Annotated in this window: 19 protein-coding genes; 8 read left to right on the plus strand and 11 right to left on the minus strand. The window is 63.9% G+C overall.

The window, feature by feature from the left end; all coding sequences use genetic code 11:
* Positions 1-209: 209 nt before the first annotated feature.
* Both FGL95_RS09105 and FGL95_RS09110 read left to right on the plus strand, forming a co-directional pair.
* Entirely contained in the window at positions 210-932 is a 723-nt protein-coding gene (locus FGL95_RS09105) for a FadR/GntR family transcriptional regulator (RefSeq protein ID WP_169585938.1), read from the plus strand.
* Positions 929-1,594, plus strand: coding sequence for a sterol desaturase family protein (locus FGL95_RS09110; RefSeq protein ID WP_169585939.1), 666 nt, complete (start codon positions 929-931; stop codon positions 1,592-1,594). The genes FGL95_RS09105 and FGL95_RS09110 overlap by 4 nt, the downstream gene beginning before the upstream one ends.
* A 1-nt stretch (position 1,595) precedes the next feature.
* Here FGL95_RS09110 and FGL95_RS09115 read toward each other — a convergent pair whose 3' ends face one another.
* Positions 1,596-2,255 carry a TetR/AcrR family transcriptional regulator gene (locus FGL95_RS09115; protein ID WP_338079788.1) on the minus strand — a complete coding sequence of 220 codons (660 nt, stop codon included), beginning with the start codon at positions 2,253-2,255 and terminating at the stop codon, positions 1,596-1,598.
* A 241-nt stretch (positions 2,256-2,496) separates the two neighbouring features.
* Between FGL95_RS09115 and FGL95_RS09120 the strand changes: the two genes are divergently transcribed.
* On the plus strand, positions 2,497-4,518 hold the full coding sequence (locus FGL95_RS09120; protein ID WP_169585940.1) for a CocE/NonD family hydrolase: 2,022 nt from the start codon (positions 2,497-2,499) through the stop codon (positions 4,516-4,518).
* On the opposite strand, the gene FGL95_RS09125 is transcribed toward FGL95_RS09120, so the two are convergent.
* The 3 genes from FGL95_RS09125 to FGL95_RS09135 all read right to left on the minus strand — a co-directional run bounded on the left by FGL95_RS09125 (position 4,408) and on the right by FGL95_RS09135 (position 6,932).
* The gene (locus FGL95_RS09125; protein ID WP_169585941.1) at positions 4,408-5,337 is read right to left on the minus strand and encodes a hypothetical protein; all 930 of its coding nucleotides are present in this window, start codon (positions 5,335-5,337) and stop codon (positions 4,408-4,410) included. The genes FGL95_RS09120 and FGL95_RS09125 overlap by 111 nt on opposite strands.
* An 86-nt stretch (positions 5,338-5,423) precedes the next feature.
* Positions 5,424-6,179, minus strand: coding sequence for a lysophospholipid acyltransferase family protein (locus tag FGL95_RS09130; RefSeq protein ID WP_169585942.1), 756 nt, complete (start codon positions 6,177-6,179; stop codon positions 5,424-5,426).
* 3 nt (positions 6,180-6,182) lie between these two features.
* The gene (locus FGL95_RS09135) at positions 6,183-6,932 is read right to left on the minus strand and encodes a 1-acyl-sn-glycerol-3-phosphate acyltransferase (protein ID WP_169585943.1); all 750 of its coding nucleotides are present in this window, start codon (positions 6,930-6,932) and stop codon (positions 6,183-6,185) included.
* Between the two features lie 70 nt (positions 6,933-7,002).
* Here FGL95_RS09135 and FGL95_RS09140 point away from each other — a divergent pair, with 70 nt between their 5' ends.
* Both FGL95_RS09140 and FGL95_RS09145 read left to right on the plus strand, forming a co-directional pair.
* The gene (locus FGL95_RS09140) at positions 7,003-7,815 is read left to right on the plus strand and encodes a hypothetical protein (RefSeq protein ID WP_169585944.1); all 813 of its coding nucleotides are present in this window, start codon (positions 7,003-7,005) and stop codon (positions 7,813-7,815) included.
* Positions 7,816-7,863: 48 nt separating this feature from the next.
* A complete protein-coding gene (locus tag FGL95_RS09145) occupies positions 7,864-9,393 on the plus strand; it encodes a Rieske 2Fe-2S domain-containing protein (RefSeq protein WP_169585945.1) in 1,530 nt (509 codons plus the stop codon).
* On the opposite strand, the gene FGL95_RS09150 is transcribed toward FGL95_RS09145, so the two are convergent.
* The 4 genes from FGL95_RS09150 to FGL95_RS09160 form a co-directional block, all read right to left on the minus strand.
* A complete protein-coding gene (locus FGL95_RS09150) occupies positions 9,390-10,181 on the minus strand; it encodes an SDR family oxidoreductase (protein ID WP_169585946.1) in 792 nt (263 codons plus the stop codon). The two genes, FGL95_RS09145 and FGL95_RS09150, sit on opposite strands and share 4 nt — an antisense overlap.
* A 90-nt stretch (positions 10,182-10,271) precedes the next feature.
* The gene (locus FGL95_RS09155; RefSeq protein WP_338079789.1) at positions 10,272-11,210 is read right to left on the minus strand and encodes a DMT family transporter; all 939 of its coding nucleotides are present in this window, start codon (positions 11,208-11,210) and stop codon (positions 10,272-10,274) included.
* Entirely contained in the window at positions 11,207-12,139 is a 933-nt protein-coding gene (locus FGL95_RS32920) for a neutral zinc metallopeptidase (RefSeq protein ID WP_338079790.1), read from the minus strand. Before FGL95_RS32920 ends, FGL95_RS09155 begins: the two co-directional genes overlap by 4 nt.
* Positions 12,140-12,181: 42 nt before the next feature.
* Positions 12,182-13,405: an MFS transporter gene (locus FGL95_RS09160; RefSeq protein WP_169585948.1), complete on the minus strand. Its 1,224-nt coding sequence runs from the start codon at positions 13,403-13,405 to the stop codon at positions 12,182-12,184.
* A 137-nt stretch (positions 13,406-13,542) separates the two neighbouring features.
* On the opposite strand from FGL95_RS09160, the gene FGL95_RS09165 reads away from it, so the two are divergent.
* Complete coding sequence (locus FGL95_RS09165; RefSeq protein WP_169585949.1) at positions 13,543-14,484, plus strand: enoyl-CoA hydratase/isomerase family protein; 942 nt, start codon at positions 13,543-13,545, stop codon at positions 14,482-14,484.
* Positions 14,485-14,487: 3 nt separating this feature from the next.
* Here the strand turns inward: FGL95_RS09165 and FGL95_RS09170 are convergent, their stop codons facing one another.
* Genes FGL95_RS09170 through FGL95_RS09180 form a run of 3 tightly spaced genes read right to left on the minus strand, consistent with a single transcriptional unit; the run spans position 14,488 to position 16,738 of the window.
* Complete coding sequence (locus tag FGL95_RS09170) at positions 14,488-15,030, minus strand: hypothetical protein (RefSeq protein WP_169585950.1); 543 nt, start codon at positions 15,028-15,030, stop codon at positions 14,488-14,490.
* 42 nt (positions 15,031-15,072) lie between these two features.
* Positions 15,073-16,326 (minus strand): serine--tRNA ligase, encoded by a 1,254-nt coding sequence (gene serS, locus FGL95_RS09175; RefSeq protein WP_169585951.1) that lies wholly within the window; start codon positions 16,324-16,326, stop codon positions 15,073-15,075.
* A gap of 34 nt (positions 16,327-16,360) precedes the next feature.
* Complete coding sequence (locus FGL95_RS09180; RefSeq protein ID WP_169585952.1) at positions 16,361-16,738, minus strand: ankyrin repeat domain-containing protein; 378 nt, start codon at positions 16,736-16,738, stop codon at positions 16,361-16,363.
* A 77-nt stretch (positions 16,739-16,815) separates the two neighbouring features.
* Here FGL95_RS09180 and FGL95_RS09185 point away from each other — a divergent pair, with 77 nt between their 5' ends.
* Together FGL95_RS09185 and FGL95_RS09190 are read left to right on the plus strand one after the other, a co-directional pair.
* Positions 16,816-17,919 (plus strand): septum formation family protein, encoded by a 1,104-nt coding sequence (locus tag FGL95_RS09185; protein WP_169585953.1) that lies wholly within the window; start codon positions 16,816-16,818, stop codon positions 17,917-17,919.
* Between the two features lie 2 nt (positions 17,920-17,921).
* Positions 17,922-18,272, plus strand: a complete 351-nt coding sequence (locus FGL95_RS09190; protein WP_169585954.1) for a metallopeptidase family protein — start codon at positions 17,922-17,924, stop codon at positions 18,270-18,272.
* Positions 18,273-18,294 lie beyond the last annotated feature (22 nt).

The raw sequence follows: 18,294 nt of genomic DNA on the forward strand, positions 1-18,294 counted from the left end.
ATCGGCCACCTGATGCTCGATCCGACCAAGCGATACCAAGGCCAACTCCACCTCGCGGCCTAGAATGTGTCCCGCATGTATGTAGACATATCTGTGCCACATGTATGTAGACAGCACAGAGTCTCTGGACTCCTAAAAGACTCACAAGCTAGTTGAAATCACTGGTCTGACCACTTGACGTCTGGCCATCTAGGTCGCACACTCGATGCATGGCGCTACAACCGGTAAATCGACGATCCGTCCCCGAGGATGTGTTCGAGCAGATCCTTGCCGACGTGATCAGCGGCGAGTTGATCCCCGGCGAATCGCTGCCCAGCGAGCGTCGACTCGCGGAGGTGCTCGGTGTCTCGCGGCCCGCAGTACGAGAGGCGCTCAAGCGTGTGGCTGCGGCCGGCTTGGTCGAGGTGCGGCAAGGCGATTCGACGACGGTCCGCGACTACCGACGGACCGCGGGCCTGGACCTTCTCCCCCGCCTCCTGCTCCGAGATGGCGAGCTGGACGTAACGGTGGCTCGGAGCATCCTCGAGACCCGGCTGCACAACGGACCCAAGGTGGCGGAGCTGGCCGCACAGCGCGGCGGCGCGAAACTTGCCGTGCTGCTGAATGATTCGATCGAGTCACTCGAAGCCGAGACCGACCCCGTCGAGCGCCAGCGTTACGCGCTCACGTTTTGGGATCACATCGTCGACGGCGCCGATTCGATCGCGTTCCGGCTGATGTACAACACACTGCGCTCCGCCTACGAACCTGCATTGAGCGCATTGGCCACGGTCATGGCGGCGGAAGTCGGCAGGCCGGACGCGTATCGCACCCTCGCCGACGCCATCGTCGCGGGCGACCCCGCCGCCGCCACGCAGGCCGCACAGCAACTTCTCGAACCCGCCACCTCGGCATTGTTGACCGCTATCGACAGTTTGGAGGCTCAAAGATGAGCGCACCCACCACCCGACGGATCAGAAAATCCTTCACCCTCGCGGACGCGGGGCGAGAGTTCTGGCGCCACCCATCGCCCTGGATGATCAGCGCAACGTTGGTCGCAGCCTTGACCGCTCGAATCATCGTGGGCGACTGGCAGTACACCGACGCGATCGTTCCGCTGGTCATGCTGGCCGTCTTCCCGTTCTTCGAATGGGTTGTGCACGTGACGATCCTGCACGCAAAGCCGCTGCATCTCGGCAAACTGACGCTCGATTCGCGCCTTGCGAAAGACCATCGAGCACACCACGTCGACCCGAGAAAGATCCCGCTGATCTTCATCCCCTGGAAAGCGCTGCTCTGGATCCTGCCGCTGGCCGTGGCGATCTCCGTCTTCGCATTCCCGCGCATCGGGCTCGGCTTGACCTACCTGACGTTCATCGGCGTTCTCGGCATCATCTACGAGTGGAGCCACTACCTGATCCACAGCGATTACAAGCCGAAAACCCGCGTGTATCGGGCGATCTGGCGCGACCATCGGCTGCATCACTACAAGAACGAGCACTACTGGTTCACGGTGACGACGTCCGGCACTGCCGATCGTGTACTCGGAACGTTCCCCAAGGCAGAGGACGTACCGTCCTCCCCCACGGCGAAAAACCTGCACGCCGCAAGTTGATTCACGATCCAGTGGCGCCGAAAAGAGCGATCGTGGCGCTGTAGAACAGGGGCTCGAGGTCCAGAAGGGCCTCGGGCCCGCTGTGTTGCAGGCAGTAGCGAACGCGTTCGTCGATCCCGCCGACCATGAAGTCGAAGACCTCGTCGGGTGGCATACCCGGCACGTCGCCCGCCGCGACCGCCAATTCGCACACCGCGCGCATTCGAGCGGCGAACACAGAAAGCATCCTGCTGCGGGCAGCCACGAGAGGCGGACCCGCCGCGATCGTCTCGATATGGAGCGCGCTGGCGAAAGCGGGCTCGGCGGCAATGATTCGCAGGTACGACGTCAGCGACTGCCGAACCAGATCGCGCCATCCGAGACGGGTATCCGACCGCAGTGCAGAACTCAGCTGAGCATCGACGAAGTCCACGCACACTTCGAACGCGGCGATGAAGCACGCGTCTTTGCTGGGAAAGAGCTCGTAGAAGGTTCGCCGAGATACCTTGGCCCGCTTGACGATATCGGCGACCGTCGTCGCGTGGTACCCGTTTTCCGCGACCGTCTGCAGCGCTGCGACTCCGATGCGCCACCGCTGCGATCCGGCGACTTCCTCGCGCGTGAGCCGGTGCGGTCCGCGGGGTAGGCGAGCTTCGTCGACCGGGAGGACCACGCTTATCACCGCCGCTCCGCACAAATAGGTGAAACGTCAACCGTACCTCTGAGCACTGCCCGATCGGCTGAATGCGACTGTTGTCATCACCAGTGAGAAACGCTACAGTTCCCAGCTGATAGTGGGGTACGCGATTGTTTCTGTCACTCACGCACACAGATACAAACGCTGGCGGGTCATGGGGTCGATCTGCCTCCCGATCGACTGGCGCGCACTAGTCTGATCACGAATTGACAAAGGAGTCGGGTAAATGGGCGTTCTCAGGCGTGCCTTTTCAGTGCTCGTGTCGACGGTCGTAATCTCGGGACTCGTGGTGCCTATGGCATCGGCGACTCCCGATGGGGGCGCTCAGGGTGCGCAATGGACTGCGACTGCCGACGGCCCCGCTGCCTATCCAGGTCAGGTCCACATCGACTGGGACGTTCCGATCACGATGAGCGACGGCACCGTGCTCAAGGCCAACGTCTATCGACCGGTCGACGCGGCGGGTCGGATCGTCGAGACGCCAACGCCGACCATCGTTACCATGACGCCGTATACGAAGCTGGTCTCGATGATCGGCGAGTCGGCAATGTCGGTGCCGGTTCTTCCCGAGATTTTGAGTGGCTTCCTCCGCGATTTCGACCTGTCCGGCATTGGACTCGGCGGACTTACCGAGCTGACGAAAACCGTGCCCGGCGGCATCGTGAGAGCGTTCTCCGTCGACCGGAAATTGGTTCAGAGCGGCTACACCTACGTCGTCGCCGATGTCCGGGGAACTGGCTTCTCCCAAGGGGTTTGGGACGTATTTCAAGAACGCGAAAAGCAGGACACAGTCGAAGTAATCGACTGGGCGAGCAAGCAGCCGTGGTCCACAGGCGACATCGGCATGACCGGAATTTCGTACTCGGCGATCAATCAGGTGTACGCCGCCGAAAAGCGGCCGGAGGCGCTCAAGGCGATCGTCCCGGTCGAACCCGGCAACGACCTCCTGCGCGACGTCGTCGCGACGGGCGGTGCGCTCGGCTTCGGTTTCATTCCGCCGTGGTTGATCGGGGTCAATGCCCTGAAGTTGGTCCCCGATTTGCAATCCCTCTTTACCGGGACCTTCGACTGGAGATGGTTGGCAGACCGAGTCCAGAACCCAGCCGTGTTCGTCGATTACATCATCGCGGCGCTTGCCACGATGAGCGTCGCGGAGGTTCCCGACAATCTGAAGACCTTCCTCGATGCGGATAGCCCCCTTCGCGAAGGTCTGCGCGGCAATCCCGATCGAGTGCAGATCCCGACTATGGTCGTCGGCGGTTGGCACGACATCTTCGCCTACTCCGAACCGCGCATCTACAACGCGATTCCGCTACCCCCCGGCCAAAAGCAACTGATCATGGGCGACGGCTACCACGGAACGCCGGCCAGCGACTTCGGACGAGCCGGTTATCCCCCGCGGATCGACGTCCTCCAGCGCGCCTGGTTCGACAAATGGCTGAAGGGCATCGATAACGGCATCGACGGCTACGGTCCGGTCACCCTCGCCCAACAAGGCGGAACATGGACGACGACGGACCAATTCCCCAGGGCTGGAATGGAATACCAGCGGATGTACCTGTCCGCAACAGCCAGTGGCACGACGAACAGCAGTCTCCACGATGGCAGCCTGACACCCGAGCCAGGTGGTCTGGCGACGTTGACAGTCGGCCCTGGCGTGATGAGTCTGTGCTCGCGCGACAACGCGCAGATCACCGCGGGCGTCGGCGCGATTCTGGATATCTGCGCGAAAGATGCACGCGCCCACGAGTTGAACGGGCTGACGTTCACCAGCGCTCCGGTGTCGGAGCCGACTCTGCTGTCCGGTCCGGTCAATCTGCACCTCAACACAATGCTGGACACAACGGACGGCTACTGGACCGCCACAGTGAACGACGTTGCCCCAGATGGTCGTTCGACGGTGTGGACGTCCGGGCAACTGATGGCATCGTTGCGTGCTGTCGACGAGGAGCGGGCGACGCGATCGGCAAACGGTGATTACACCGATCCGTACCCGATCCTCTCACTTGCAACTCGTCAGGCCATCGTGCCCGGCGTTCCGACGACGCTCGACCTCGGTCTGATGGCGACCGACGGAGTGCTGCAGCCGGGTCACCGACTCCGAATCGATGTGTTCGCCAGCAACTTCCCGCGCGGCTTACCGCTTCGGCCGCTTCTGAACGAGTCGGGACTCGCGCAGCAGCACATCGTCATCGACCCCTCCAGCCCGAGCTTCGTCAACGTTCCCCTCAGCCGACCGATCCAGTAGCTCGTCGAGGATGTCCATGGCGACGTCCAATGTGGGTTTGAGTCGGTCGTAGACTTCGTAATCGGCTGTCGCGTCAGCGAACCCGTGGCGGGCGAGATCCTCGAGGATGCGCGTCTGCGCGTCTGCCGAATCGGGATCTGCGTCGTTGAACATCAAGGCGATGTACAGCGCCGCAGCGGAACGCAGCTCGTCCACCTTCTCCTCGATGTCGGCGGTGTGGTGCGGCCACTCGTCGGCGTGGGGTGCCAGCACGAAGCGTCCTGCGTCCATTTCGACTAGACCGTGTTCGATCGCCAAACGCCAAAGTCTGTCGTCCGTGATCGGGCTGCCGCTCAATTCGTCGAGGCCACGTCCTTCGCCGACCCAGCGCAGCAAATCCTGGAGCTGCGCCGTCATGGGAAGGGCGAGCAGGGCTTCGACCTCGTCCTCCGGCTCCACGTGGGGCGCCTCGGACTCATTTACGAGTTCCATGATCATCGAGGTCGCTTCCGTGTAATCGTCCTCGGAACCCGTCCAGCGATCGGTGTCGAACAGGAAATTCATGAACATCCCGACCGGAAGCAACACTGCATCAACGAGATCCGCGGCGGCGTCAGGATCCTCGGGCACCGGAATCGTGTCCAGCAGATGGTCGAGGGCGTGCGCATCGATGCGGGTCAGCTGAAAGTCCGAGCACTCGTCGAGCATCGCGGTGACGCCGGCCCACGCAGTCTCGACGATCGACTCGATCTCGGCGTCGCTCGACGCCAGTTCCTCGTCGACAAGCCAACGACCGAACGGGTGCTCGAGCGCATTCAAGGCGGCGTCGAGGCGCGCCATGCTTGTCGGTCCCCGAGCCACCAGGCGTTTGGCTCGCCGTGATCGCGGCGCGTTTGATTTCGCTTTAGGTGTGCGCTTCTTCTTACTCATGCCTTGCGCCGTTGCGCTTTGGCGCGACGAGCTGCGAACTCGGCTTCTTCGAGTTCGTGCGCTTTCTCCAGGGTCGGGGCACTGCCGCCGAGCCGAACGGGAACCCACGGCTCCCCTGCGGGCGCCGGGTAGTCCTGCTGAGCGCGGGCCAAGAGACCGTCCATTGCGGTCCGCAACGTGGCAGTCAGTCCGTCGACCGGCTCAAGCGGCGAAATCGGTTCGCCGATTTCGATGTTGATCGGGAACTTGTGCCGGCCGAGCTGTTTCGGAAACCCCTTCGTCCACACGCGGTGGGCACCCCAGATGACGACGGGCACGATCGGAACGTTCGCATCTATCGCCATCCGCGCCGCCCCGGACTTGAATTCCTTCAACTCGAAGCTGCGGCTGATCGTCGCCTCGGGATAGACGACGACCAACTCGCCCGCGCGCAGCGCCACGACGGCTGCGTCGTACGCGGCATGGCCCGCCGACCGGTCCACGGGAATTGCCTTGCAGTGCTTCATCAGAAACGCGACGATCCGATTCTGTTGCAGCTCCGCTTTCATCATGTACCGGACGTTGCGACCGCGATTGCGGCCGACCAGCCCGACCTCGACGAAATCGAGGTAGGCGGTGTGATTCGCGGCGATCACCGCGCCACCCCTTGTCGGGATGTTGTCCTGGCCTTCGATCGTGATCCGGATGCCCTGTGCGTGCAGCACTGTGCGGGCGATCGCGTTCAGGGCGTCGTACACCAGCTCGCGGGCCATCGGTTACTCCGACTGCGCCTTACGGGCGGCGACTCTGGCCTCGGCTTCGGCGACGTCGAGTGCGGTCGCCTCCTCCAAAGTCGGCGCCCCACCGCCCAACCTGGCTGGCACCCAGTACGCGCCCGCCGGATGCTCGTAGTCCTTCTGGAGTTCGAGCAGCAACTCTTGCATTGTCTTTCGCAGAACCGCAGTTAGCTCGGGCGCCGGCTCGAAAGGTTCGATCGGCTTGCCGACCGCGATAGAAATCGGCGTTTTCGTGCGGCCGAGCCGTTTCGGATGCCCCTTCGTCCACACTCGCTGCGCACCCCAGATCACGATCGGGACGATCGGGACCCCCGCCTCGATTGCCATCCGCGCCGCGCCGGACTTGAATTCCTTGATTTCGAAACTTCGGCTGATCGTCGCTTCCGGATACACCCCGACAAGTTCACCGCGGCGCAACGCCTCGACGGCTTGGTGATACGAATCGGCGCCGGCGACGCGGTCGACCTCGATGTGCTTGAGGCCCCGCATGATCGGGCCCGTGATCTTGTTGTCGAAGACTTCTTTCTTCGCCATGAACCTGATGTAGCGCTTCGGCGTCCGAACCGGCAGACCCGCGTAGGTGAAGTCCATGTAACCGGTGTGATTCACCGCGATCACGGCCCCTCCGGTAGCGGGTACGTTCTCCGCGCCCCTAACCTTGAACTTCAAACCCTGGACGGCGAACACGGTCCGCGCGACGCCGATGATGGTCTTATAGAGGGGATCCACAGTCGGCTAGCGTAGTCGGTGGGGGTTCGACGGGCACCAGATGTGGCTCGAACAAGAAAGGTTGCACTGCGTGTACCGACACCGGAGATCATTGGTCGCCTGCGTCGTCGGTGCGTTCGCGCTGCTCCCGACCGCATGCCTGCCCGACGACGGCACGGCCGGTTTGCCCGACACGACGACCCCGACGCCGCCTTCGAGCGCGACTGCAACGGTCACGACCCAGCCGGCAACCTCGGCCTCGGTCACCCAGACGAGCCACACCGTTTCGCCGATACCGATCGGCGCCGTGCCAGGCAATCCGGACGCCGTCACCGCACTATCTCCGTGGGCAGCCGATCTGCTCAACGCGGATATCACCGTCCTCGAGCAGAAGTGCTGGACTATGGCACCGCAGAACATCGACGAGATGTATGCCGATAAGGACGCCATCGCCGCCGCCCTTGCTACACCCGGCATCGACGGTCAGTTCGCAGTGATCTGGACCGGCCCGGTCGCGACCGTGTCGGTCAAGCGCAACGAGATCGCCTCAGGGTACGCATGCCCGCGCGTCTACCCGACCGGCTCGGATGCGGCGTTCAACGACGCCGACGCGCGCCACGCGGTCCGGCGGTATCTGTCCAGATTCGTCGGCAAACCGGTCAATGCCGCCGACGTCGAAGACAAATATCGTCTCGTCTGCGCTGGATCGACGCTGGCGAACAACCCAGGCAGGCTCACCGGCACGACGGGTTTCGAGGATGCCGAGATCACCACATCGGGCAGCAGCGACGGCTTCGCCACCGTGACCGCACCGGTGACGAACTCGTCGGGGATCACCGCGACGAAAGAGTTCTCACTCGCCATCGGACCCGACGGCTACTGCATCGCGGATATTTCCCCTTAGCGGTCCGGCTACCCTTGGAACCTGGATTTCTTCAGGAGGTAGGTCACTGTGCAGGTCACCAGCGTCGGACACGCGGGATTTCATATCCAGACGAAGTCGGGATCGATCCTGTGCGACCCGTGGGTCAATCCTGCGTATTTCGCGTCGTGGTTCCCGTTTCCCGACAACACCCAGCTCGACTGGGACGCGTTAGGCAACTGCGACTACCTCTACGTCTCCCACCTGCACAAAGATCACTTCGATCCGGAGAACCTCGCAAAGCACGTCAACAAGGACGCGACGGTGCTGCTGCCCGATTACCCGGTCCCGGACCTCAAGCGTGAACTGGAAGCGCTCGGCTTCACGAAGTTCTTCGAGACCGAAGACTCGGTGAAACATCGCGTGGGCGAACTCGACATCATGATCATCGCCCTGCGCGCTCCTGCAGACGGCCCGATCGGCGACTCGGGCCTCGTCGTCTCCGACGGTGAGACCACCTGTTTCAACATGAACGACGCCCGTCCAGTCGACATGGACGTGCTGCACGATCAGTTCGGCCAGATCGACATTCACCTGCTGCAGTACTCGGGCGCCATTTGGTACCCGATGGTCTACGACATCCCGAACCGCACGAAGTCGAACTTCGGCAAGCAGAAGCGCCAGCGCGGCATGGACCGCTGCCGTGCCTACATCGACCAGGTCGGCGCTACCTGGGTAGTGCCGTCTGCGGGTCCGCCGGTGTTCCTCGATCCGGAACTGCGCTACCTCAACGACGACCACGGCGACGAAGGCAACATCTTCCCGGATCAGATCGTGTTCCTCGAGCAGATGCGGCTCCACGGCAACGACAAGGGGATCTTGATGATCCCCGGTTCGACGGCCGACCTGGCGGGCGGCGAGCTGACGCTGAAGCATCCGATCGACGATCCGATGTCGATCTTCGACAACAAGGCCGCCTACATCGAAGACATGGCGCAACGGATGGCGCCGGTCATTGCTGCCGAGAAAGCCTCGTGGGCGCCGGCCGACGGCGAGCCACTGCTCGGACCGCTGAAGGAACTCTTCGAGCCCCTGATGGCGCTGACCGACCAGATCTGTGACGGCATCGGCTACCCGGTCGGGCTGGTGCTCGGCGACGAGACCGTCGTCCTGGACTTCCCTGCCCGCACGGTCCGGGCACCGGGTGAGAAGGACGGCAAGTACCGCTTCGGCTTCCGCATCGCGCCCGAGCTGGTCCGAACGGTTTTGCGTGACAACGAGCCCGACTGGGTCAACAGCATCTTTCTCTCGACCCGGTTCACGGCATGGCGGGTCGGTGGCTACAACGAATTCCTCTACACGTTCTTCAAATGCCTGTCCGACGAGCGCATGGCCTACGCCGACGGCTGGTTCGCGGAAACGCACGACGACACAGCGTCCACCGAACTCGACGGCTGGGAGGTCCAGCGACGGTGCCCGCACCTGAAGGCCGATCTCTCCAAGTTCGGCGTGATCGAGGGAAACACGCTGACCTGCAACCTGCACGGCTGGCAGTGGGACCTCGAATCAGGTCGCTGCAAGACGTCCAAGGGCCACGAACTGCGGTCCCGCAAGCTCTAGAGGTCGGGGATCGGGATGTCGAGGTTGGGCGCGATGAGGCCGCCGTCCACCTCGAGGACCTTCCCGGTCACGTACTTGCCCGCGGGTGACGCCAGGTAGAGCGCCGCGGCTGCAATGTCTTCGGGCTCGCCGATCGCGTGCAGCGGCGTCTTGGCTTCCAGTTCAGAACGAAAGACGTCGTTCGACGCGACGATCTCGAGCGCGGAGGTCCGGATCGAGCCGGGCGCAATGGCATTCACGCGGATGCGCGGATTGAGGTCCATCGCAGCGATCCGGGTGTAGTGCGCGAGTGCGGCTTTCGCCGTCCCATAAGCCGCGAATGCCCGGCCAGGCAACCTGCCGACCGCAGACGTGATGTTGATGATCGAACCGCCACCCGCGGTGTCGAGCATCAGCGGCACAGCAGCGGTGACCAGGGCGTGCGCATTCCCGACGTTGAAGGCAAAGGCCTCGGCCATATCCGCCGGCGAGGTGTTGAGCAACGGGCGAGGCATTGCACCGCCGACGTTGTTCACCACGATGTCGAGGCGTCCGAACTGGTCGACTGCGGTCTGGGCCAATGCTGCACAAGCATCGGCGTCACTCAGGTCCGCGACGACGACGTGCGCGCGTCGACCGGTCGCCTCGATTTGCGCTGCGACCTCGGCCAGCTGCGCCTCGGTCCGCGCAGCGATGACGAGGTCGGCACCGGCCTCCGCGAAGGCGACAGCAATCGCCGCTCCGAGACCTCTGCCTGCGCCGGTGACGATCGCGGTCTGGCCGTCGATCCTGAAGCGGTCGAGAATCAAGGCTTCTCCTTGCCACTAGGCCTGCGAGTAACAGCACCATAGCCCCGCCCCCTCGTGAGTCTTTTAGGAGTCCAGGGACTCCTAAAAGACTCACGAGGGGTGGTTGGGCGTGGCGGCGATCGCGACGGCGATGACAGCGAGCGCACAGCCGAGCAGCACGGGCACGGTCAGCGAGCGGCCGGTCGGGAAGAAGGCATCCAACGCAACCGCCCCGATCACCTGCCCGGCCACAGCCGCCAGACCGAGCAGCAGCACCCCGATCCACCGCACGACCAACGCACCGGCCGCAATGAATGCGACGCCCAATGCGCCGCCGGTATACAGCCACAACTCATCGGGCAGCGCCGACGGCAGCCCTCGCACGAGGAAGACACCGCACAGGACGACGACCAGCGCAACCGTGCCGACCGCGAAGTTCAGCCACGCCGCGACGAACGGACCGCCGACCGCGCCGACCTTGCCGTTGACGGCCTGCTGCCACGCGATACCGAGACCGGCCACCGCCGGAAGAATCGCGAATACGAGGGCCGCGACGCCGGCGTCGAACTCCCCTGCACTCGCGCAGACGACCGCTGCCAGCGCCAACACCGCTCCGACCACCCGATTCCGCGTCACCGCACCAGGGCCACCGGGTCCGATGCCCACACGGTCCACCCACAAACTGCTTGCGACTTGACCACCGATCGTTGCGACAGTGAACAACGCGACCCCGATCGTCGTGATCGTGATGCCTTGGCACGCAATGAAGAACGCGCCGGACAGGCCGCCGATGCAGTGCCATGGGCGCAACGTCCCCGCCGTGAGCGCGGACCGTACAGCGGCCAAACCCGACCGAAATCGTCGACTGAATGCCAATGCCACACAGAGCAATACGAGCCCGCCGCCGAAACTGATCGTTGCAGCGGCGACACCGTCGTCGAGCCGTCCGCCCAGGGCGCCGTTGATTCGCGCTTGCAGCACCACCGCGAGCCCGATCATGAATCCGATGAGCAGTCCAAGCCGACGACGGAACGAAGGCAGCTCGGTCACTGGACGGCGTCGGGCGGCGCGGACCAGGTGTTGCAGTCCTGCAGCGAGTTTCGCTGCGCACCGACGGTGAACCAGTCGCCGAAGTTCTTCGGAGTGCCATGATCTGGCAGCGCGCCCGGCGCATCGCCGCGCGTGTAGTTGTCGGTGCGCGCCGCAGCCGTACTCGGCCCGTCGAAGTGGGTGCCGACGAACATTCCGGACAAGCATTGCGCCTGCAACTCGGTCCGGCGCGACAGTTCCAGCGCTGCAGGAGTGCCGACGCCTGCGTCGCGAATCTGCGCGGTGACGACTTGCAGTGTGCCGCTCAACTGCTGGAGATGATGGCCGTATTCGTGAGCCAGCAGGCTGACCGCGGCCGCCGGGACAGCTGCCGAACCCGCGTTCGTCGTCAGGTAACTCGACGGAACCAGGTAGATCGTCCCCTCACAGTAGAAACTGTTCTGCTCGGGTGGCCGACCGCAATCCTCGGCGGTGACCTTGTCCGTCAACACTAACTTCGGTGCTGTGAAGGGCAATTTCAGCTGGTCGAATACCAACCGCCAGGAATCATCGAGGCACTTGGTTTCGGCGGTGAGCAGAACGGCCATCCCCTCGTCGGTCTTCGTCCAGGGCGGCAACGGACACCCGTTTCGATCCATCGAAACCGGTTGGGTCAGTGGATTCGTCGCGTTCGAGGCAATGGGGGGGACGGTCGTCGACACAACGGTCGTCGTCGTGGTGACGGTTGGAACGAAGGACGTCCGTACGGCTGACACGGTCGTCGTGACGGTAACGCTGACATGTGGCTGCGTAGACGCCATCGGTTGCGGTTCCGGTTCATCGCCGATCGAGACCACGATGCGGACCACCGCAACACCGAAGATCGCCCCCAGCGCGAGCGCGAGCGCAAGCACGGCAGGCCGAGGACCGCTGCGATGCGGTCCGGTCACGTCGATGTCCTCCAAATGCGGCGAATCGTCCTCGGCGAGAGTCTAGCCAGCGACCTCGGCTACCTCGTCCGGATCGGAGTGGGTTGCCGGCAACCATTTCGGAACCAACACGGCTGTCAACAAGACGGGCACGGCCAACAGTGCCACGTTGACCGAAATCGGCAACCACACCGACCCGAGCGCGACCGCGCCGAAAACCGCAAGAGCAACCACTTCACTCAACAAGCCAGAAACGGATGTGACCGTCGCTCGCGCGGGACCCTCGATCGAGTCCTGCAGACGGGCCTCCGTGACAACCACTGCGTTGCTGATGATTCCGTAGCCCACGCCGATCGCAGCGAAACCGGCGACGCCGACAACACCCGCACCGCCCGTGAGTGCGCCTACCGCCAGCGCCACCGCAGCGACAACCAATGCCCACGCCATCGTGGCACTTCGCATCTTCGCGGTCCTACCGGCGAGCGCCGAACCGATGAGCGTGCCTGCAACGGTGAGACCGACGAGCAACGGGATGGTCTGGGTCGACGCACCGTTCTCCTCGGCGAGCAGGCCGAAGTACTCGTCGAAGGCGGTAAAGCCGAACAGCATCGAGGCCAGCAGAACTCCCCAGCGCACGGTCGGTCGCTCGACCACCTCAGCGATACCCGTGCGCAGCATCGAGACGTAGGTATGCAGTGGCGACCGATGTTCGTCGAGGATTGGCACAGCGTCCGCATCGTCCTCGAGATCGGCGACGGCGGCGACCGATGCCGCCTTGGCAGCAGGGGGTAACGACCAGGCAAGGCTTGCGGCGACGCCACACACTGCGACGCTGACCCAGCCGACCAGTCCGTACCCGCCCCACGCGAACAGCGGTGTGGCGGCGAGGATTCCGAGCAAGGCCCCAAACTCTGCCGCTGATCTGGCGTAACCCATCACCCGTGCGTAGTCACGCGCCGCGGACCGCGCGGTCAGCTCGTCGTACAACAGCGCTTCGAACGTCCCGGAGTCAAGCGCGCCGCCGGTCCCCCACAGCACGAAGCCGATCGCGAAACCGAGGTATGACGGAAAGACGGTCCACGCGGCGAAACCCGCACCGGTCAGGAGAGCGCCGAGCACGAGAAGCCCGCGCCGAGACACAGTGTCGGCCCAGGCGCCCGACGGCACCTCCAGCACGAACGAGGTCAACGACCAGATGACAAGCAGCGATGAAATCTGCGCAGCATCGAGCCCGTGATCGGCGAACAGAATCGCGTACAACGCGTAGAACGGGATAAGTTCGTGCACGCCGTAATACGCAACGACGCGAACGACAAGTGATCGGTTGTTAGAGCGTCAAGTCTCGCCGGCAGAGAATCGCATTCGTCAACTGTGGCAATGCAGCACTGTCGCGTCAAGAGACTTTCACCCTGGAGGCGACACCGATGCCATTGATCCGCACCGAACGTGACGGGCGTGTACTCACAGCGATCATCGACAATCCGCCGCACAACTTTCTGACGGCGGGCGCGATGGACGAGTTGCACGAATTGCTCCTCGGTCTGCAGGACGACAACAGCATCGGCGCCATCGTGCTCACCAGTGCGTTGGACGGAATCTTCATCTCTCATTTCGACGTCGCGGAGATCTCGGCGGGGACCGAAGGGCTTCCCGAAGTTGCCGTCTCACGGTCGGCGGCGAGTGCGACCCTGCGGATGCAGAGCGCGTTGGAACGCATACCCGGCGCCCGTAACGCGATCGGCAAGACGCCTGCGGCGGGCGTATCGGGATTGCTTCGCTTCCACGAAACCTGCGCATTGATCCAGTCGATCGACAAGGTTGTGATTGCCGCGATCAACGGTCGTGCATTGGGCGGTGGCTCCGAACTCGCCCTGTCCTGCGATATCCGAATCATGGCCGACGGCGAGTTTCAGATCGGACAACCGGAAGTCCTATTGGGAATCATCCCTGGTGGTGGCGGTACTCAGCGCCTCCCGCGCGCTGTCGGTCCTGCTCGCGCACTCGAGTTGATGCTCGACGGGAGGCCGATCCTGCCCGCCGAGGCGCTCGAGATCGGCTACGTCAACTACGTGGTTGCACCGAGCGAATTCGCCGAGTTCGTCGGCGCAACGGCGCAACGCCTTGCTCGCCGCCCGCGTGCCGCCGTCGCGGCGATCAAACACGCCGTCAACGGTGACCAAGCACTGGCCAAGGGACTGCACACCGAGCGGTCGGCGTTCCTGGCGGTCGGCTCCACCAAGGCAGCGCGCGGAGCAATGAAGGCCTACCTTGCCCATTTGGACGGCCTGGAAGCCCGCGGCGAACAGCTCACCCCCGAAACACTGCAAGCTTGGATCGACGGCACCGCGTTCGACTTCTCCGACTGACGGCTACTTCTTTCGATCCTTAACGTCTGAGTCGACATCGACGGGCGGCTCCGTCGCATTGCTTGCTGCGCTCAGCCGCCCGAGGCCGGGGATCGAGCCGGCGAGATTGCGGACTGGGTCGACAGCACCGGAGATCCGCTGCGCGGACCCGTCGAGCCCTCGCATCGGGTTGTTGATGGCTTCGATGATCGGCGCCATTCTCGTCATCTGGTCGAGGGCGTCGACCAGCTGATCCAGCGTTCCACCTGCGTCGAGTACTTGGTCGAGCAGTCCGTGCTCGGCCAACAGCCTGTCAAGGATCCCGCCTTCGGCGAGAATTCGATCGATCGGGCCGCCCGGAGCCATGATCCGGTCGAGTTGCCCGTCCTCCTCGAGCATCCGGTCGATGGCCTGACCGGCGGGGCGGTCGCTGCTCGTCGCCTCGGCCAGTTGGACGATGAAGCGCGACGGTCCGCGCGGACCGACCAGCTTGGCCATCCCGGCCGCTGTTTCGCCGACCGCCGCGGCGAAACGAACAGGGGCCGCCACGATATCGAACAGGTTCATGGGCTGGACCTTACTCAATTCGGGCCCTGACCAGGGTCGTTATCAGCGCAGGACGTCGGTCCCGACGAATGGCACGAGCGCCTCGGGTACGCGGACCGAACCGTCTGCCTGCTGGTGGTTTTCGAGAATCGCGACGATCCAGCGTGTGGTCGCCAGGGTCCCGTTGAGCGTCGCGGCGGTCTGGGGCTTGCCGTTCTCATCGCGGTAGCGGACCGAAAGGCGGCGCGCCTGGAAGGTCGTGCAATTCGATGTCGACGTCAGTTCGCGGTAGGTCTGTTGCGTCGGCACCCATGCTTCGCAATCGAACTTTCGCGCTGCCGACGAGCCGAGATCCCCAGCGGCGACATCGATCACGCGGTACGGCACCTCGACCGCGGCAAGCATGTCGCGCTCCCAGCCCAACAGCCGCTGGTGCTCGGCGTCGGCATCCTCCGGCCTGCAGTAGGTGAACATCTCGACCTTGTCGAACTGATGCACCCGGATGATGCCGCGCGTGTCTTTACCGTGGCTTCCCGCTTCCCGGCGGAAGCACGACGACCAGCCCGCGTACCGCTTCGGACCCGCGCTCAGGTCCAGGATCTCGCCCGAGTGATAACCGGCGAGGGGCACTTCCGAGGTCCCGACGAGGTAGAGGTCTTCGTCGTCGAGGTGGTAGATCTCCGCCGAATGCGCGCCGAGAAAGCCTGTGCCCGCCATGATTTCAGGGCGCACGAGGACCGGCGGAATCATCATGGTGAAACCGTTGGCGATGGCTTTCTGCGCAGCGAGCTGCAATAGCCCGAGTTGGAGCATCGCGCCGAAGCCCGTGAGGAAATAGAACCGCGCACCCGAAACCTTCGCACCGCGCTCGATGTCGATGAGGTTGAGCGACTCCCCCAGCTCGAGGTGGTCCTTCGGCTCGAAATCGAACGTCGGCAGCTCGCCTACCGTGTCCAGCAGTACGAAGTCGGCCTCGCCGCCGGCAGGCGCACCGTCCTGAACGACGTTGGATATTGCGCGATGGGCGGCGTCGAGCGCGGCGTCTGCTTCGGTCTGCGCTGCTTCGGCTTCTTTGACCTTGGCCGCAAGCTCCTGCGCTCCGGCAAGCAAGCCGGCACGCTGCTCGGGACTGGCTTTGCCGACCTGTTTGCTCAGTGTCTTCTGTTCCGCCCGCAGGTTGTCCGCGGCTGCGACAGCCGCTCGACGCGCTGCGTCCGCCTCCAACAGGGCGTCGACGTGCGCTGGGTTCTCCCCCCGCGCGCGCTGCGACGCGCGGACCACGTCCGGGTTTTCGCGCAGGAATCTCAGGTCGATCACCTGAAAGACCCTACCTACGCCGTGGGCGTGACTCTTACTTGCGCCACTTCTCGACCAAGTCGGTCCGGCCGAACATCTCCGCGATCTCGATCGCGCTCGGCTGCCCGACTGCCGGATCGGCGCCCGCGGACAGCAGGGCGTTGAGCACCTCTTCGTTGCCCTTGAATACGACGCCACCCAACGGGGTCTGGCCACTCTCGTTGGCCAGGTTCGGGTCCGCGCCGCGCTCGATGAGCGCACGGACCGCGTCGGCGTGCCCGTGGTAGGCCGAGAGCATCAGCAATGTGTCGCCGTTTTCGTTCGACAGATCAACGGCCACACCGGAATCCACGGCCTTGGCAAGTCCGGCCGCATCACCGTCTCGGGCGAGGTCGAACAGCGGATCGTCGGCATTGTCGGTGTCTTCTGTCATGAGTTGTCACGGTACCGCGAGCGGAGCGAGCACATACAACTGCGCGATGCGATCCGGACCGGGCATTATGGAACCCGATGTCCGAAGACGATGCAGTACAAGAGCCCACGCCAGATCCGCCGGAGTCGGCGCACGACGACGAGACGTCGAGGCGACACATGTCGGCATCGACGACGCGGCGAGTGCTCGCCGCGGTCGCGATCGGAGCCATCGTCGCGGCAATCGCGACGATCTTCATCGCGGGCGGGTTCCGTAAGGATCACGACCTCACCACTCGCCCACCGGGCGAAAAGGTCGACTCCACCGGTGCGGTCGCAGGCGAGGCGTTCGGCACAGCGAAACAGGGCGAATGCCTGACGTGGACAGCAGTCGATGCGAGCGATATCGGCAAGGTCGACTGCAGCGAACCGCACCAGTTCGAGGTGGCCGCAGAGATCGATCTCAGCGAGTACCCGGGCAGCGAATTCGGCCCAGGGTCGAAATTCCCGGGGGTTCTGCGGTTCACGGAACTGCAGTCCGAGCACTGCCTGCCCGCCGTCCAGCAATATCTTTCGTCGCATTTCGATCCCAAGGGGAAATTCGACGTCGGGCTCATCAACCCCGGCGAGGGCGGCTGGGCGGCCGGTGAGCGAACGCTGCGTTGCGGACTGAAATTCGCCAAAACCAACGGTGAGTATCTGCCGATCACGGGTCCGGTAACCGGTCAAGATCAATCCAAGGTCTGGGACACGGGCATCTGCATCGGGATCAGCCAGAATTTGCCAACCGACCCGGTGGATTGCGCCAAGCCGCACGCATTCGAGGTCGCGGGAGTGGTCGATCTCGCGGCGCAGTTCCAGGGCGCGCCGCCGTCGGTCGAGGATCAGGACAAGTTCCTGGCCGAGACCTGCGCGAAGACCGTCGACCAGTATCTCGGGTCGCCCGACGCGCTGCGCAACAAGACGTTGACGCTGTTTCCCGACGAAGCGCTCAGCGCCGAAAGTTGGCTGTCCGGAAGCCGCAAGGTGAATTGCTTCATCGGTAAGGGAGCAACCGAGGGCTTCGCGCCGATCGTCAACTCGGCCAAGGGCGACATCCTCATCGACGGCCAGCCGCCTGTGCCGCCACCGCCGGTGCCCGAGGGCCGGTCGTTGCCTACGCCGCTGCCTGGCGCTCCGGCGCCAACCACCGCACCGCGCTGACCATGCCGGTTCCGATGTCACCCGATCGCTTCGAGGAGCTGGTCGGCGACGCGCTCGACCTCATCCCGCCGGAGTTGGCGAGCGCGATCGACAACGTGGTTGTGCTGGTCGAACCACGAAACGACGAAGATCCGGGGTTGCTCGGGCTCTATCACGGGACTGCGCTCACGCACCGAGACAGTCATTACGGCGGCGCGCTGCCCGACACGATCACCATCTATCGCGAAACCATCCTGGCGGTGTGCCGGAACGAGGAAGAGGTAGTCCGCGAGGTCGCGGTGACCGTGATTCATGAAATCGGGCACTACTTCGGCATCGACGAGGATCGCCTCCACAGTCTGGGATGGGGTTAAATAGCTGTTGGGGGAATTTCTT

Source organism: Antrihabitans stalactiti (assembly GCF_012932915.1).
In the GTDB taxonomy this organism is placed as follows: Bacteria; Actinomycetota; Actinomycetes; order Mycobacteriales; family Mycobacteriaceae; genus Antrihabitans; species Antrihabitans stalactiti.

Bases quoted from the DNA above. Each gene is read 5' to 3' on its own strand.
- FGL95_RS09105 (WP_169585938.1), top strand. From the start codon at position 210: ATGGCGCTACAACCGGTAAATCGACGATCCGTCCCCGAGGATGTGTTC.
- FGL95_RS09110 (WP_169585939.1), top strand. From the start codon at position 929: ATGAGCGCACCCACCACCCGACGGATCAGAAAATCCTTCACCCTCGCG.
- FGL95_RS09120 (WP_169585940.1), top strand. From the start codon at position 2,497: ATGGGCGTTCTCAGGCGTGCCTTTTCAGTGCTCGTGTCGACGGTCGTA.
- FGL95_RS09125 (WP_169585941.1), bottom strand. From the start codon at position 5,337: ATGGCGCGCCTCGACGCCGCCTTGAATGCGCTCGAGCACCCGTTCGGT.
- FGL95_RS09130 (WP_169585942.1), bottom strand. From the start codon at position 6,179: ATGGCCCGCGAGCTGGTGTACGACGCCCTGAACGCGATCGCCCGCACA.
- FGL95_RS09165 (WP_169585949.1), top strand. From the start codon at position 13,543: ATGCCATTGATCCGCACCGAACGTGACGGGCGTGTACTCACAGCGATC.
- FGL95_RS09170 (WP_169585950.1), bottom strand. From the start codon at position 15,030: ATGAACCTGTTCGATATCGTGGCGGCCCCTGTTCGTTTCGCCGCGGCG.
- FGL95_RS09180 (WP_169585952.1), bottom strand. From the start codon at position 16,738: ATGACAGAAGACACCGACAATGCCGACGATCCGCTGTTCGACCTCGCC.
- FGL95_RS09185 (WP_169585953.1), top strand. From the start codon at position 16,816: ATGTCCGAAGACGATGCAGTACAAGAGCCCACGCCAGATCCGCCGGAG.
- FGL95_RS09190 (WP_169585954.1), top strand. From the start codon at position 17,922: ATGCCGGTTCCGATGTCACCCGATCGCTTCGAGGAGCTGGTCGGCGAC.